The 14,932-nt window shown below is 71.5% G+C and carries 11 protein-coding genes, 1 tRNA gene, 1 other RNA gene and 1 pseudogene; 10 read left to right on the plus strand and 4 right to left on the minus strand.

Annotated features, from left to right (window positions below):
- Positions 1 to 85 precede the first annotated feature (85 nt).
- Positions 86 to 1,507 carry a PLP-dependent aminotransferase family protein gene (locus ACFV9D_RS10340; protein WP_385143728.1) on the minus strand — a complete coding sequence of 474 codons (1,422 nt, stop codon included), beginning with the start codon at positions 1,505 to 1,507 and terminating at the stop codon, positions 86 to 88.
- Here ACFV9D_RS10340 and ACFV9D_RS10345 point away from each other — a divergent pair.
- The 4 genes from ACFV9D_RS10345 (at position 1,506) to ACFV9D_RS10360 (ending at position 5,068) form a co-directional block, all read left to right on the plus strand.
- Entirely contained in the window at positions 1,506 to 2,744 is a 1,239-nt protein-coding gene (locus ACFV9D_RS10345; protein ID WP_385143730.1) for an aminotransferase class V-fold PLP-dependent enzyme, read from the plus strand. The two genes, ACFV9D_RS10340 and ACFV9D_RS10345, sit on opposite strands and share 2 nt — an antisense overlap.
- Complete coding sequence (locus tag ACFV9D_RS10350) at positions 2,741 to 4,042, plus strand: MFS transporter (RefSeq protein ID WP_385143732.1); 1,302 nt, start codon at positions 2,741 to 2,743, stop codon at positions 4,040 to 4,042. The genes ACFV9D_RS10345 and ACFV9D_RS10350 overlap by 4 nt, the downstream gene beginning before the upstream one ends.
- Positions 4,043 to 4,311: 269 nt before the next feature.
- On the plus strand, positions 4,312 to 4,578 hold the full coding sequence (locus ACFV9D_RS10355; RefSeq protein ID WP_385143734.1) for a DUF6959 family protein: 267 nt from the start codon (positions 4,312 to 4,314) through the stop codon (positions 4,576 to 4,578).
- A gap of 136 nt (positions 4,579 to 4,714) precedes the next feature.
- Positions 4,715 to 5,068, plus strand: coding sequence for a hypothetical protein (locus ACFV9D_RS10360; protein ID WP_385143868.1), 354 nt, complete (start codon positions 4,715 to 4,717; stop codon positions 5,066 to 5,068).
- Positions 5,069 to 5,514: 446 nt separating this feature from the next.
- Here ACFV9D_RS10360 and ACFV9D_RS10365 read toward each other — a convergent pair whose 3' ends face one another.
- Together ACFV9D_RS10365 and ACFV9D_RS10370 are read right to left on the minus strand one after the other, a co-directional pair.
- Positions 5,515 to 5,976, minus strand: coding sequence for a DUF6086 family protein (locus ACFV9D_RS10365; RefSeq protein ID WP_385143736.1), 462 nt, complete (start codon positions 5,974 to 5,976; stop codon positions 5,515 to 5,517).
- A gap of 525 nt (positions 5,977 to 6,501) precedes the next feature.
- A complete protein-coding gene (locus tag ACFV9D_RS10370) occupies positions 6,502 to 6,855 on the minus strand; it encodes an ankyrin repeat domain-containing protein (protein WP_385143738.1) in 354 nt (117 codons plus the stop codon).
- Between the two features lie 126 nt (positions 6,856 to 6,981).
- Here ACFV9D_RS10370 and ACFV9D_RS10375 point away from each other — a divergent pair.
- Positions 6,982 to 7,140, plus strand: a pseudogene (locus ACFV9D_RS10375) (site-specific integrase); the annotation flags it as partial.
- 79 nt (positions 7,141 to 7,219) lie between these two features.
- Here the strand turns inward: ACFV9D_RS10375 and ACFV9D_RS10380 are convergent.
- Positions 7,220 to 7,307: transfer RNA gene (locus tag ACFV9D_RS10380), tRNA-Ser, on the minus strand.
- 108 nt (positions 7,308 to 7,415) lie between these two features.
- Here ACFV9D_RS10380 and ffs point away from each other — a divergent pair.
- The 5 genes from ffs (at position 7,416) to ACFV9D_RS10405 (ending at position 14,883) form a co-directional block, all read left to right on the plus strand.
- Positions 7,416 to 7,514: signal recognition particle sRNA small type (gene ffs, locus ACFV9D_RS10385), an RNA gene on the plus strand.
- A 56-nt stretch (positions 7,515 to 7,570) separates the two neighbouring features.
- A complete protein-coding gene (locus ACFV9D_RS10390; RefSeq protein ID WP_385143740.1) occupies positions 7,571 to 9,682 on the plus strand; it encodes a DNA polymerase III subunit gamma and tau in 2,112 nt (703 codons plus the stop codon).
- A gap of 61 nt (positions 9,683 to 9,743) precedes the next feature.
- Positions 9,744 to 10,994, plus strand: coding sequence for a phosphoribosylamine--glycine ligase (purD, locus tag ACFV9D_RS10395; RefSeq protein ID WP_385143742.1), 1,251 nt, complete (start codon positions 9,744 to 9,746; stop codon positions 10,992 to 10,994).
- 217 nt (positions 10,995 to 11,211) lie between these two features.
- The gene (locus tag ACFV9D_RS10400; protein ID WP_385143744.1) at positions 11,212 to 13,203 is read left to right on the plus strand and encodes a hypothetical protein; all 1,992 of its coding nucleotides are present in this window, start codon (positions 11,212 to 11,214) and stop codon (positions 13,201 to 13,203) included.
- Between the two features lie 219 nt (positions 13,204 to 13,422).
- Positions 13,423 to 14,883 carry a N,N-dimethylformamidase beta subunit family domain-containing protein gene (locus tag ACFV9D_RS10405; protein ID WP_385143746.1) on the plus strand — a complete coding sequence of 487 codons (1,461 nt, stop codon included), beginning with the start codon at positions 13,423 to 13,425 and terminating at the stop codon, positions 14,881 to 14,883.
- Positions 14,884 to 14,932: the final 49 nt, after the last annotated feature.

Below are 14,932 nucleotides of genomic sequence, written 5' to 3' on the forward strand. Positions count from 1 at the left end.
GGACGCCCTGACCCCCGGGATGCGACCGCCGACGTCGAAGGGCGCCACCGTTCGCGGTGGGGCCCTTCGACATTGGCGATGCGCCTCACTCCTGCCCAGGGCCGAGATCCGCAAGCGCGGCTCCCAGCCGACGTACACCCTCGGTCAGCTCGGCGTGGTCGGCGGTCGCGGCGAATCCGATCCGCAGGTGGGCCGCCGGCGGCTCGGTGGCGAAGTAACGGCTGCCGGCGCTCACGGCCACGCCGCGCTGCCGGGCGGCGCTCGTCAGTACGGTGTCGTCCACGCCGGGCGGCAGGCGAACCCACAGGTGAAGTCCGCCCGTGGGCAGCGCGGCCAGGGCCGCGCCGGGGACTTCCTGGGTGATCGCGGCGGCCAGCACGGCGCACCGCTCCCGGAGCGCCGTGCCGAGAGACCGGACGTGCCGGTCCCAGGACGGGGAGCTGAGCACCTCCAGCGCGGACTCCTGCAGTGGGCGGGTGACGAAGAAGTCGTCGACCAGGCGCACCGCGCGCATGCGGTCCATGACCGGTCCACGGGCCACCAGTGCCCCGATCCGCAGGCTCGGTGCGGCGGGCTTGGTGAGTGAGGTGACGTGGACGACCGTGCCGTCGCGGTCGTCGGCGACCAGCGGCCGCGGCACCGGGCCGCCGTGTCCCAGGTGCCGCGCGAAGTCGTCCTCGATCACGAACGCACCCGAAGCGCGCGCCACATCGAGGACCTGGCCGCGTCGTTCGGGCGCCAGCACGGCGCCGGTCGGATTCTGGTAGGTCGGCTGGCAGTACAGCAGTCGTGCGCCGGTCATCGCGAACGCGTCGGCCAGCAGGTCGGGCCGGACACCGTCGGCGTCGAGCGGCACCGGCACCGGCCGCAGCCCCGCGGCGCGGGCCGCGGCCAGAGCCCGGGGATAGGTGGGCGACTCCACCAGGACCGGGCTGCCCGGCCCGGCGATGGCCCGGAACGCGATCGACAGCGCGCTCTGCCCGCCCGCGGTGACGAGCACGTCCTCCGGTGCCACACTGCCGCCGATGATCTGGGCGAACACGGTGCGCAGCGCCATCAGGCCGCCGGCCGGGGCGCGGTCCCAGGCGTCCGGGCGGCGTGCCGCCCGCGCCAGCGCCGCACTCAGGGCCCGGGTGGGCTGGAGCGAGCGGTGCACGTAACCGCCGTCCATGGTGATCGTCCCGGCCGGCGGCGGGCCGAGCGGGTCGGCGATCAGGTGGGTGTCGACGGCGCGGTCGGTGAGGGCGACCGTCTGCCAGTCCGTGTCGGCGGCAGTGGCTTCGGCGCCGAGCCGGGTGCGCTGCGCCACGTACGTCCCACTGCCCGGACGGGTCACCACCGCGCCCTCGGCGGCCAGTGCGGCGATGGCCCGCGCCACGGTCGCGGGGCCGACCCGGTACTCCTTGATCAACTCCCGGCTGCTCGGCAACCGGTCGCCGGGCGAAAGCCGGGAGAGCAGCGTACGGAGTCTGTCGGCCAACTCCCCAGAAGTGCTACCGTCATTCATGAGAGATGAGAATAGCGCTACTGGATCTGCTTCGGAAGCACTTCAGCTGGACGTCGCCGCCCTGCGCTCGGACACCCCGGGGTGCCGCCAGGTCATCCACTTCAACAACGCGGGTTGTGGCCTGCTGGCGGCCCCGGTCCTCGACGCGATGGTCGGCCATCTGAACCTCGAGGCACGGATCGGCGGTTACGAGGCATCGGCCGCCCAGGCCGCCGAAGTCCGCGGGTTCTACACGGAGATCGCCGCCCTCATCAACACCACGCCCGACAACATCGCCTTCGCGGGCAGCGCCACACACGCCTACGCCAACGCCCTCTCGTCGATCCCGTTCGAGGCCGACGACGTCATCCTCACCACCCGCGACGACTTCGTCTCCAACCAGATCGCCTTCCTGTCCCTGCGCAAGCGATTCGGCGTACGCATCGTCCACGCGCCCGACGCGCCCGAGGGCGGGGTCGACGTGGAGGCGATGGCCGCGCTGATGCGGACCCACCGCCCGCGCTTGGTGTCCGCCACCCATGTCCCCACCAACTCCGGGCTGGTCTCGCCGGTCGCCGAGATCGGCCGCCACTGCCGCGAGTTGGACCTGCTCTACCTGGTCGACGCCTGCCAGTCGGTGGGCCAGTTCGTCATCGACGTCGAGGAGATCGGCTGCGACCTCCTCACCGCCACCTGCCGCAAATTCCTCCGCGGCCCGCGCGGCTCCGGATTCCTGTACGTCTCCGACCGCGTCCTGCGCGCGGGCTACGAACCGCTGTTCATCGACATGCACGGCGCTCGCTGGACCGAGCCGGGAGGCTACGAGCCCGTCGGGACGGCGGCCCGGTTCGAGGAGTGGGAGTTCCCCTACGCCACGGTGCTCGGCAGCGCCGCCGCGACGCGCTATGCCCGCGAGGTCGGCATCGAGGCCATCGAGCAGCGCACACCGGCGCTCGCGGCCCGGCTGCGCGACCGGCTCGCACCGATTCCGGGGGTGCGCGTGCTCGACCGCGGCCCGCGTCTTGCCGCGCTCGTCACCTTCGGCGTGGAGGGCTGGCAGCCGCAGCCGTTCAAGGCGGCCATGGATGCCCGCGGCATCAACTCGGCGCTCAGCTTCCGCGAGTTCGCGCAGTTCGACTTCGGCGACAAGGACGTGGACTGGTGTCTGCGCCTGTCGCCGCACTACTACAACACCGAGGAGGAAGTGGACCACGTCGCGGACGCGGTCGCGGACCTCGCCCGCCAGGGACGGCGATGACCGCCACGCAGACACGCACCGCAGAACCGTCCGGGCAAAGCCTCTGGCGCAACGGCGACTTCCTCAAGTTCTGGCTCGGCGAGACCCTCTCGCTCCTCGGCACCCAGGTCACGAACCTGGCCCTGCCGCTGACCGCGATCATCGCCTTCGACGCCACCGACGAGCAGGTCGGTGTCCTGCGCTTCCTGCAGCTCGTCCCGTACCTCGGACTCGCCCTGGTCTTCGGGGTCTGGGTGGACCGCGCCCGGCGTCGGCGGATCATGCTCGGCGCCAACCTCGTCCGGATGGTCCTGCTGGCCCTCGTGCCCGTCCTGTACTGGACGGACGCGCTCAGCATGGGTTCGCTCCTGGTGATCGCCTGCGCCGTCGGTGTCGCCTCGGTGCTGTTCGACGTGAGCTGGATGTCGTACGTGCCCACTCTCGTACGCGACCCCGAGCACTACGTCGAAGCCGGCGCCAAGATGGGGATGAGCTCGTCGGCGGCCGATGTGGCGGGACCCGGGCTCGCGGGTGTCCTGGTCGGCGCCCTGACCGCGCCCGTGGCGCTGATCGTCGACGCGTTCTCCTACCTGGTGTCCCTGATCTCGCTGCTGCTCATCCGCACGCCCGAGCCAAGCCCCTCGCCCCCGGCCGTACGACGGCATGTGCCGACCGAACTCCGGGACGGCCTGCGCTGGGTCCTGAAGAACCCGGTCCTGCGGTCGCTGGCCCTGATCGGGTTCTGCTGCAACTTCTCCATGGTCACCGTATGGACGATGTTCCTGCTGTACGGAACACGCGACCTGCACCTGGACTCGACGACCCTCGGCGGCATCTTCGCCACCGCCTCCGTGGGCGGACTGATCGGCGCGGCGATCTCCCGCAAGATCATCCGGCGCTTCCGGCTCGGGCGGGTCTATCTCGTCGCCCAGGCGACCCTCCTCATCGGCCCGATGCTGATCGTCCTGGCCGCCGGCCCCCGGCCGGTGATGGTGGGGATGTTCGTCCTCTCCTTCTTCACCACCTACCTGGGACTCGGCGTCGCAGGCGTCGTCATCGTCAGCCTGCGCCAGGCGAGTACCCCGCAGTCGATGATGGGCCGGATGACGGCGGTCTTCCGCACCCTGCTGTTCGGCGGCGGCGCACTCGGCGGCCTGTCCGCGGGCCTGCTCTCCGGCCGGATCGGCGCCCAGGACGCGCTGACCGTGGCGGCGGTCGGATCTGCTGCGGTACTGATCGCGCTCGTCCTGTCCCCGGTCAGCCGACTCCGCAGCCTGCCCTCGGCACCGGCAGAACCCGCCACGGCGGCTGCGGGCTGAGACCGAGGTACGTCGAAGGGCCGCACCGCAAGCGGTGGGGCCCTTCGACATCGTGCCCGGTGAGGCACTGGCGGAGGATACGAGATTCGAACTCGTGAGGGGTTGCCCCCAACCCGCTTTCCAAGTCTGTTGATGCTGCACGGCGTCGTGTACGAGGCTGTTCACCTGCGTTCGTGCGAGGTCGGCGGCTCAGCCGGTACCGGGTCTGGGCCTGCCCTGAACCCCCGTGAACGGAGCTGAATGAGACGGAAACTGAGACGGGGGTAGCGATGGAACGAGTTGAGGCCGAGCTGTTCACCGACGGCGGCAACGACGCCGTGGTCCGCCTCCCGCGCCGCAACTTCCCCGGCGTCCTGATCCAGGGGGACACCCTCAGCATCCTGCAGAGCAATGTCGCCGAGCTCGTCGAACTGTGCGCCGCCGGCGACCTGAAGGAGGCGCAGCACGTGGCCAGCCTCCTCCAGGCCGACCTGGGCGCGAAGCTCCAGCGCTACACGGCAGCACTCGAAGCTCACGGGATCTCCCGACCCTTCTGATCCGTAGCTCTAGCCGGATCGGTCAGCGACGGCCATACCGGCCGCTACCAAGCCCTGTAGGGGCGCTACTGGACGCGGGCGATTGCTCGGGTTGCGGTACCTGGCTGCCGTACCGCAGGATCCAGACGGGGTGACCATGGAACGGCATGTGCTGGAATCGCTGTTGGCCGGTGACGACGAGGCGTCCGTGATAGCTCTGGCCCTCCTCCGCAGCGGCGCCACCTACAGCGTGGGAGACCGGGCACAACCCGCTGGCGCGCATGCTGGAGTCTTCAAGCGCCGACTTCAGCGCATGCGGATGCACGGATTCGAACCTCTTGGGCTGGAACGAGCAGTGCAGCTCGTCCGCGAACATGGCCAGCCCGTGCGCACAGGGCTGATCGATTCTGCCGATCGGACATGGACGTCCCTGCTCTTCCTCACCGAGGACGGCAGCGCACTGGTGGCCTGCGCCAGCTGGCCGCGGTTCGTCAGAGAACCACCGCTTTAGGAGAGCGGGAGGGCCGTGCCATGCCTGACATGCACAGATGCTGCGGGAGCTGATCTACACCCCAGAGTCCGACAACGCCCCTTGTTCCCCGTGATTCCCTGCACGATCTGGCACGGATATGGCACGGGGACCTCTTCGTCCCGAAGCAACTCGGGTGCGAGCCTTTCCTTGGGCTGCTGTTCGTCGGCGTTGTCACGCAGTTGGACACTCACCGCTCAACGGCCGACTGTTGACACGGTCGTTGTCAGTGCCGGCCTCTATGGTCTCAAGCGCGCGGTCGGCTTCCGGGGGTTCCAGCTCTGGAGGGAATGGTTGCATCCCCGGCCTGTCTGGGGGCGGCCCGGAGAATGGTCCGGGACCTAACCGACGGTCGGGCTTCGCTGATGGCCAAGAGATCACCTGCCAGCGCCGACCGCGCACCTGATCCGTAGCTCTAGCTGGATCGGTCAGTGGCCATTCCGGCCACTACTGGACGCCTGATGGACGCTACCGGGCGTGGGCGGTTGCTGAGGTTGCGGGACGGCGCTGCTGTACTGTCTCCAGTTCGGCGCCCCCATGGAGCGTCCGACGGATGACATCTCCCTTCGGAGAGCCTTCTCGTGTTCGGCGCTCATCCTGATGGAAGATCCCGCCATATCCAGAAGAACGAGCGACGTGACCAGCAGGCCGCGCCACAGTCCCTGCAGTACCTCGCTGTTGGTTCGAGCGTAGGAGTCGTAGAGCCCCTCCACGAACACTTCGAACGTGGGCAGCTCTATGTCACAGCCGCCTAGTCGGTCATTGCGTGTCAGACCGGTCGACAACTCAAGATGCTCTGCCGCGCCCTGGGCAAGGGAGAAGTAGAGCCGGCCGCTCTGGTAGCCCGCGTCCCAAAGCGTCTCGTCGTCCAGTGCGTAGGGGTAGCTCAATTCGGCAACTCCACACTTCTCATACCCGTCTCAAGGCATTTGGCGAGTCACTGCCTTGACCTGCAGTGACTCCGAACTCTGCCAGCTAGCGCTCTGGCAGGCGATGCGATTACGGGGCGCAACGTGGGCAGTCCGCAGGCTTTTGGGATGGCCTTCACCACGCCTCGCCCCAGCTCCCATCCCGTCTGCCGTCGACCCACACGTATGTGGAGCGGGCCCGGTGCCGCGTCTGCTCGGCTTGTCCTGGGTCGACGGCAGGCGGGATGGGAGTTCCCCGCCTCAGCACCCCACGGCCGGCACCCACGTACGGCGCCCCCGCCAACCCGGAGCCTGAGGCCCCCGCCGGAGGCATGTCGGTGACAGATGGAACCGCGGCCGTTGGGGCTCGACCCATGCCCTTGGGCCTATCCCGTCTTGCAGGGGCGGGCGTCGGTGCAGCGGGGGCGGAGCGGGCCGAAGGCAGGAGCGGCGCGCGGAGCGCAGCCGGGTGCTTGATGAGGTAGAGAAACCTGTAACAGCTCGCGGCTAGGACCTGTCCGGCCGATCAAGGTGACTGGGCGGTGAAGGGTCCAAAAGTCGGATCGCCATGTCGTGGTTGTAGAACCGGGCCATGTCGTAGGCGGTCTTGCCATCGACGGTGAGGGTCGGGTCAGCACCGTAGGCGAGAAGGATCGCGGTGAGGGCGCCGTCAATCGGTTGTCCTGACTGGAGAGCCGAGTCCCCTTCAAGTTCGATGGCGTGCTCCAGCAGGGTCATCGCGCAGCAGACCTCGTTCGCGTCGGCGCCCTCGTCGAGGAGACGCGTGAGCATGGCGTGGTCGCTCGACTCCACCGCCTGGTGAGCGGGCGTCCACGGGCTTTCGATGTTGATGATGCTCACCACGGCATCGTGCCTGACGGCACGCAACCATGATCGGCCGAACAGGTCCTAGAAGCGGGCGGAGATCACCGTTGCATGGTTGTGCCCCTTGGAGCGGTGCCACCGCTCACGGTCTGGGTCGCTCAGCTCGGCGTCCCGGACGTCGTGGTCGACGCGATCATGGGATGGGAGCCGGGCGGTGCCGCGCGGATGCGGGCCCGGTACATGCACGTGACGAGAGCCCTGCTGAGGAAGACCGCCGATCAGGTCGGCGAAGCTCTCTGGGGCCTGCCCGAGGGCAAGTGAGACGGAAACTGAGACGGACAACGAAGAAGGGCCCCACCGCAAGCGGTGGGGCCCTTCGACATCGTGCCCGGTGAGGCACTGGCGGAGGATACGAGATTCGAACTCGTGAGGGGTTGCCCCCAACACGCTTTCCAAGCGTGCGCCCTAGGCCACTAGGCGAATCCTCCGCCGCAAACAATACAAGACGCTGAGGGGTGCTCGCGAACGTGATCCAGAAGCGCCTCTCGTGATCGGAAGCGGGGGGCCTAGAGGCCTCTGGAATCAGGTACCCTTGGCGGAGCCCCTCACGTGGCGCTATCTGACTGAACTCCCCCAGGGCCGGAAGGCAGCAAGGGTAGGTCGGCTCTGGCGGGTGCGTGGGGGGCGCTTGCGTTCCCGGGAGATTCTCTGAGTGCCCTGGTTGTCGGTGGGCGCCTATAACCTCGTATACGTGTCGTCTCTCGCGCTGTACCGCCGCTATCGTCCCGAGTCCTTCGCCGAGGTCATCGGGCAGGAGCATGTCACCGACCCGTTGCAGCAGGCCCTGCGGAACAACCGGGTCAATCACGCGTACCTGTTCAGCGGGCCCCGGGGCTGTGGCAAGACGACCAGTGCGCGCATCCTTGCCCGCTGTCTGAACTGTGAGCAGGGTCCCACTCCGACCCCCTGCGGGGAGTGCCAGTCCTGCCGTGACCTGGCGCGGAACGGGCCGGGGTCGATCGACGTCATCGAGATCGACGCGGCCTCGCACGGTGGTGTGGACGACGCCCGTGACCTGCGGGAGAAGGCGTTCTTCGGGCCCGCGTCCAGCCGGTACAAGATCTACATCATCGACGAGGCGCACATGGTCACCTCGGCGGGCTTCAACGCCCTGCTGAAGGTGGTCGAGGAGCCGCCGGAGCACCTCAAGTTCATCTTCGCCACCACCGAGCCGGAGAAGGTGATCGGGACGATCCGGTCCCGTACACATCACTATCCCTTCCGGCTCGTGCCCCCCGGCACCCTGCGGGACTACCTGGGCGAGGTCTGCGGGCGCGAGGGCATCCCCGTCGAGGACGGCGTGCTGCCGCTCGTCGTGCGTTCCGGTGCCGGGTCCGTGCGTGACTCGATGTCCGTCATGGACCAGCTGCTGGCCGGAGCCGCCGACGACGGTGTGACATACGCCATGGCGACCTCTCTTCTCGGGTACACGGACGGGTCCCTGCTCGACTCGGTGGTGGACGCCTTCGCCGCAGGCGACGGCGCCGCCGCGTTCGAGGTCGTGGACCGGGTCGTCGAGGGCGGAAACGACCCCCGGCGCTTCGTCGCCGACCTGCTGGAGCGGCTCCGTGACCTCGTGATCCTCGCCGCCGTGCCCGACGCCGCCGAGAAGGGGCTGATCGACGCCCCGGTGGACGTCGTGGAGCGCATGCAGGCGCAGGCGTCCGTGTTCGGCGCGGCCGAGCTCAGCCGGGCGGCCGATCTCGTCAACACGGGGCTGACCGAGATGCGCGGCGCCACCTCGCCGCGGCTCCAGCTGGAGCTGATCTGCGCGCGCGTGCTGCTGCCCGCCGCCTTCGACGACGAGCGGTCGCTCCAGGCCCGGATCGACCGTCTCGAGCGCGGCGCCGCGTCCGGTCCGGCGCCCGTCTTCACCACCGGTGCGCCCGCGCCCGCCATGGGGTACGTCCCCGGGCCCGAGGCCCACACGCCGATGGCCCCGCCCCCGCCCGCCCCGGTCCAGCAGGCTGCCGCCCCCGCGCCCGTGCAGCAGCAGCCCGCCCCCGTACAGCAGCAGCCCGCACAGCCCGAGAGCGCGCCCCGCCCCGGTGCCTGGCCCGGTGCCGCCACTCCCGGGGCCCCCGCCCCCGGTGCCTGGCCGGGCGCCTCCGCCCCGGCCGCCCCCGCGCCCCAGCCGGCGGCCGCCCCCACCCCCGCGGCCCCGACACCGGCTCCCGTTGCCGGCGACATGGCCCAGGGCGCCGCCCAAGTGCGGAACATGTGGCAGCCGATCCTCGACGCCGTGAAGAACCGGCGCCGCTTCACCTGGATCCTGCTCAGCCAGAACGCCCAGGTCGCCGGGTTCGACGGCACCACGCTCCAGCTCGGCTTCCTCAACGCCGGCGCCCGCGACAACTTCGCGAGCAGCGGCAGCGAGGACGTCCTGCGGCAGGTGCTGGCCGAGCAGTTCAACGTGCAGTGGAAGATCGAGGCGATCATCGATCCCTCGGGCGGCGCCACACCGCCCCCCGCCGCGGCCAACTTCGGCGGCGGCCGGCCGGCCCAGGCCCCCGCCCCGCAGCAGCAGTGGACCCCGCCGCAGCAGAGCCCGCAGGCCCCGCAGGCGCCGCAGGGGCAGCAGCCCCCGCCCGCCCAGCACCAGCAGGCGCCCGCGGCCGCTCCCGTACCGCAGTCGCAGCCCCAGGCTCCCGCGCCCGTCCACCACGCGCCGCCGCCCGTCGCGCCCGAGGACGACGTACCGGAGGAGGACGATCCCGACCTCGTCGACTCCGCCCTCTCCGGCCACGACCTGATCGTGCGCGAGCTCGGAGCCACGGTTGTGGAGGAATACACGAACGAGTAGGACCGTCTCGCTCGGTGGCCCGCACAAGGGACATCCGGCCACGCGGGCTACCCTGGCTGGCGTGAAGGTCCTCGTCATCGGCGGCGGCGCCCGCGAACACGCCCTGTGCCGCTCTCTCTCCCTCGATCCCGACGTCACCGCTCTGCACTGCGCGCCCGGCAACGCCGGAATCGCGGAGGTCGCCGAGCTGCATGCCGTCAACCAGCTGGACGGCGAAGCCGTCGCGCGGCTCGCCGCCGACCTCCAGGCGGACCTGGTCGTCGTCGGCCCGGAGGCCCCGCTCGTCGCGGGCGTCGCCGACGCCGTCCGCGCGGTCGGCATCCCCTGCTTCGGCCCGTCCGAGCAGGCGGCGCAGCTGGAGGGTTCCAAGGCGTTCGCCAAGGACGTCATGGCCGGGGCGGGCGTCCCGACCGCCCGCAGCTACGTCTGCACGACCGCCGAGGAGATCGACGAGGCGCTCGACGCCTTCGGCGCTCCGTACGTCGTCAAGGACGACGGCCTCGCGGCCGGCAAGGGCGTCGTGGTCACCTCCGACCTGGCGGAAGCCAGGGCCCACGCGCTCGCCTGCGGCCGCGTCGTCATCGAGGAGTACCTGGACGGCCCCGAGGTCTCCCTCTTCGCGATCACCGACGGCGTCACCGTCCTCCCGCTCACCCCCGCGCAGGACTTCAAGCGCGCGCTCGACGGCGACGAGGGCCCGAACACCGGCGGCATGGGCGCCTACTCCCCGCTGCCCTGGGCCGACCCCAAGCTGGTCGACGAGGTCATGGACACCGTCCTCCAGCCCACCGTCGACGAGCTGCGCCGCCGCGGCACCCCGTTCCAGGGCCTGCTGTACGCGGGTCTGGCGATGACCAGCCGTGGCGTACGGGTCATCGAGTTCAACGCCCGCTTCGGCGACCCGGAGACCCAGGTCGTCCTCGCCCGGCTCAAGACCCCGCTGGCGAGCGTCCTGCTGAACGCCGCCAACGGCACCCTCGACAACGAGCCGCCGCTCAACTGGCGCGAGGACGCGGCCGTGACCGTGGTCGTCGCCTCGCACAACTACCCCGCGACCCCGCGGACGGGTGACCCGATCGAGGGCCTGGACGAGGTCGCGGCGCAGGATGCCCCGCACGCGTACGTCCTGCACGCCGGGACGAAGCGGGACGGCGAGGCGATCGTGAGCGCCGGCGGCCGTGTCCTGTCGGTCACGGCGACCGGAAAGGACCTGGCGCAGGCCCGCGAGCGGGCGTATGCGGCGGTCGGCCGGATCCGGCTGGACGGCTCGCAGCACCGTACGGACATCGCGCGCAAGGCCGCGGGGGAGTGAACCTCTAACCGCCCCGAACCGTCATCACCTTTACCCAAAGCCATTCCATCGAGTGACGGCTGAGCCATCCGGATGACGCCCGCCGAAGCCCCAACTAGGGTGCGGCGGAGGCGTTCCGGCACTTGGCCCACCGGCATTGCGATGTCGGTGGCGGGTGCCACAGTGGGGGAGTGAGCAACACCGCCACAGGCAGTCCCGACGAGGGCAGGAGGGGGTGATGTACGGCGTGTCCGGTACCGGTTCCGTTGTCGGCGAGGAGATGGGTGCGCGCGCCGCGCGCACCCGGGCCCTCGCCGTCCTCCGGGTCCGCGGCAGGGCGCTGGGCGTCGCGCTGCTCCCGTCCGCCGCGGCCGTGATCATGTACGCGGGAGGGGTCACCGGTCACATGACCGGGGCCGGCTGGGACGCCGCCCGCTGGGTGACCACCGCGCTCGCGCTGGTCGTCCTGCTCGCCACGGCGGCCGTCGCGCTGGTGATCGCGCGCTCCCGGCCCGCCGTCACCCCGACCGTGGAGCTCGACGAGACCGCGGCCCCCGATCTCTACCGGATGGTCCGGGACCTGGCCGACCGGCTGGGCGTCCCTGCGCCCTCCGCGATAGCCCTGACGCCGGACTGCGACAGCTGGCTCGAGGACCGTACGCATCCGGCACACGGCTCCGGTCGTACGGCGGGGCTGCGGCGCTCGGCCGACGCTCCCGTTCTCGTCATCGGCTCGCCCTTCCTGTGGTGGATGCGCGTCGGCGAGCTGAGGGCGGTCCTCGCCCCCGTCGTCGCCGGTACGGCTCCGGCCGCGCATCCCGACATAGCCGCGGCCCGCCGCTTCGTGCAGGGCCTCGACGCCGCCGTCGCCGCTCCCCGCCGCGAGGGGCTCGACCCGGTCAGCAGGCTCGGCGCCCACGGAATCGGGCGCGTCGCCCGGGTCCTGCTGCGCCTCTGTCGAGGCCATGCCGCCGAGATGGAGCGGGGCGTCGCCGTGGCCGGCTCCGAGCGTGCACAGGCTGTGGACTACGGAGTCCGGATCGTCGCGCAGGAGCAGGTCGGCCTCGCCTACGCGGGCTGGGACCGGCTGCTCACCAGGGTCGCGCTGCCCGCCTGGCGGATGGGCCGCTGGCCCGCGCGCCTGGACGTGGGCGTGGTCTCCGCCCTCACCGAACTCTCCCGCCGCGACCGGCTCGCCGAGGGCTTCGCCTCCCGGCTCGGCGAGCGCCCCGCCTGCGACCTGCTCGAAGAGCCCGGCGCCGTCGACGAGGCCGCCTCGCTGCTCGCCGCCCGCCTCTTCCACGGCGGCCCGGCGGAGACCGGCCCTGACTGGTCCCCGGTCGACTGGGAGCAGTACCCGGAAGAGGTCGTCGACCGTAAGTGGCGCGCCGACGCGGCCCGTCTCCACCAGGTCCTCGACGAGCTGGGTGTTCTTCCCGCCGGTACGGGGGCAGGTGCGCGCCACGGCTCAGCGGCGGCCGACGGCCCGACCCTGACCCGGGTGATGTCCCACCTCTCGGCCCACGCGAAGGACACGACGACTCCCGGGCCAGAGACGCCCCCCGCCCCCGGCGCGGACGCGCCCGCCCCCACCCCGCCCGGCGCAGACGCCCTCGACGAGACCGCACGCGACACGACCGCCCCCAGCGCGGACGCGCCAGCCCCCGACCGGCACACGCCAGCCCCCGACCGGGACGCACCCGACTCCGACGCGCCCGACCTGGACGCGCCCGACTCCGACGCGCCCGACCCGGACGCGCCAGACCCCGACAGGGACGCGCCCGACTCCGACGCGCCCCACCCCGACGCGCCCGACTCCGACGACCCCACCGCCCGCAATCCGGCCGCCGACTCGCTCGCCGCCGCGCTCACCGCGCATGTCGCCCGCGAAGAGGCCGCCAGGCCCGCCGGCCCCGCTCCCGCGGCGCCGCACGCCGCCGCGCCGGGCGCGGACGGGCTGCCGCTCTTCCCGCTGCAGCCGCCCCGGACCGGGCGGGACCTGCTGGCCGACCACGTCACGGCGATGGTCTGCTGCGCCGCCGTCGACACCGCCGGCGCCGCCCCCGGCCTCGACTGGCTCGACGGGCCCGCGCTCCTCGTCGGCGGCGAGCGGAACACCGATCTGACCGCCCGCGTCCTCGCCCTGGTCGAGGACGGCGACTCCGAACCCCTGCGGGCCTGGCTCACCGAGACCGGCGTCCGCCCCGAGAAGCCCGTCCGCCTCGTCTAGAACGGCTCTTCCGGAACGGCTCGCGCGCGGAAGCGCGCCTTCCGTTCACGTCAATTCGCGACGAACGGTGACGGAGTGCGTGCGTTATGTGATGTGCTGGGGACCGGCACTGACAGCAGCACATGACAGAGCACACACAGCACACCCAGCACACGCGGCAAACGGCACACACGGCACACGACGGAATTCGGCGCGGGGGAGTCGAGGGAGGGGTGCGGCATGGGGGCGGAGCAGATCAGGCGGTGGGAATCGGGCGCGCTCGCCCACGCCGTCTCGGACCCCTTCGGCCAAGGGCCCCTGCCCTGGCTGCGCGGTTCGGAGAAGTACTTCGACGACACCGGGCAGGTCGTCCCCTGGTACGCCGACGAGACCCTGGCCCGCGGCGGCAGCGGCGGCCCCCGCACCGCCGACGACGTCCACAGCCAGATCAAGGGCTTCGTGTCGGACGGGGCCGTGGCCCCCGGCGAGGCGATCGATTTCCACATCACGGTGGACCCACCGCAGCAGTTCTCGGTCGACATCTACCGGATCGGTCACTACGCGGGCGACGGCGCCGCCAAGATCACCACCAGTCCGCGCCTCTCCGGCATCGTGCAGCCGGCCCCGCTCACCGCCGACCGGACCGTCTCCTGCCACCACTGGTGGCAGTCCTGGCGCCTGCAGATCCCGTCCTTCTGGTCGATCGGCGCGTACGTCGCCGTGCTCACCACCGCCGACGGCTACCGCTCCCACATCCCCTTCACCGTCCGCGACACCCACCCCGCCGACCTCCTCCTCGTCCTCCCGGACGTGACCTGGCAGGCGTACAACCTCTATCCGGAGGACGGCCGGACCGGCGCGAGCCTCTACCACGCGTGGGACGAGCAGGGCCGGCTGCTCGGCGAGGTGGACGCGGCGACCACCGTCTCCTTCGACCGCCCGTACGCGGGCGCCGGACTGCCCCTCCACGTCGGCCACGCCTACGACTTCATCCGCTGGGCCGAGCGGTACGGCTACGACCTCGCCTACGCCGAGACCCGCGATCTGCACGCCGGCCGCGTCGATCCGACCCGCTACCGGGGCCTGGTCTTCCCCGGCCACGACGAGTACTGGTCCGTCCCCATGCGCCGGACGGTCGAGCTCGCCCGCGAGCAGGGCACGTCCCTCGTCTTCCTCTCCGCCAACACCATGTACTGGCAGGTGGAGCTCGGCCCCTCCCCGTCCGGCGTCCCCGACCGGCTCCTCACCTGCCGCAAGCGCCGCGGCCCCGGCCGCCCCGCCCTCTGGCGCGAGATCGACCGCCCCGAGCAGCAGCTGCTGGGAATCCAGTACGCGGGCCGGGTCCCGGAGCCGCACCCCCTGGTCGTCCGGAACGCGGAGCACTGGCTCTGGGACGCGACGGGCGCCGGGGACGGGGACGAGATCCCCGGCCTGGTCGCGGGCGAGGCCGACCGCTACTTCCCGCGCACCGCACTCCCCGAGCACCAGGGCCGCATCCTGCTCGCCCACTCGCCCTACCAGGACGGCGACGGCGCCCTGCGCCACCAGGAGACCTCCCTCTACCGGGCGCCGTCCGGAGCCTGGGTCTTCGCCTCCGGCACCTTCGCCTGGTCGCCCGCCCTGGACCGGCCGGGCCATGTCGATCCGCGGATCCAGCGCGCCACCGCGAATCTCTTGGACCGCATCTGTAAGAGGGACTGACCAGGGCCTTCGAGGGGCCGCTCGCCGAGCGGCCTTCCCGGTGCGAGAG

It is taken from the genome of Streptomyces sp. NPDC059875, from assembly GCF_042731085.1.
Taxonomy (GTDB): domain Bacteria; phylum Actinomycetota; class Actinomycetes; order Streptomycetales; family Streptomycetaceae; genus Streptomyces.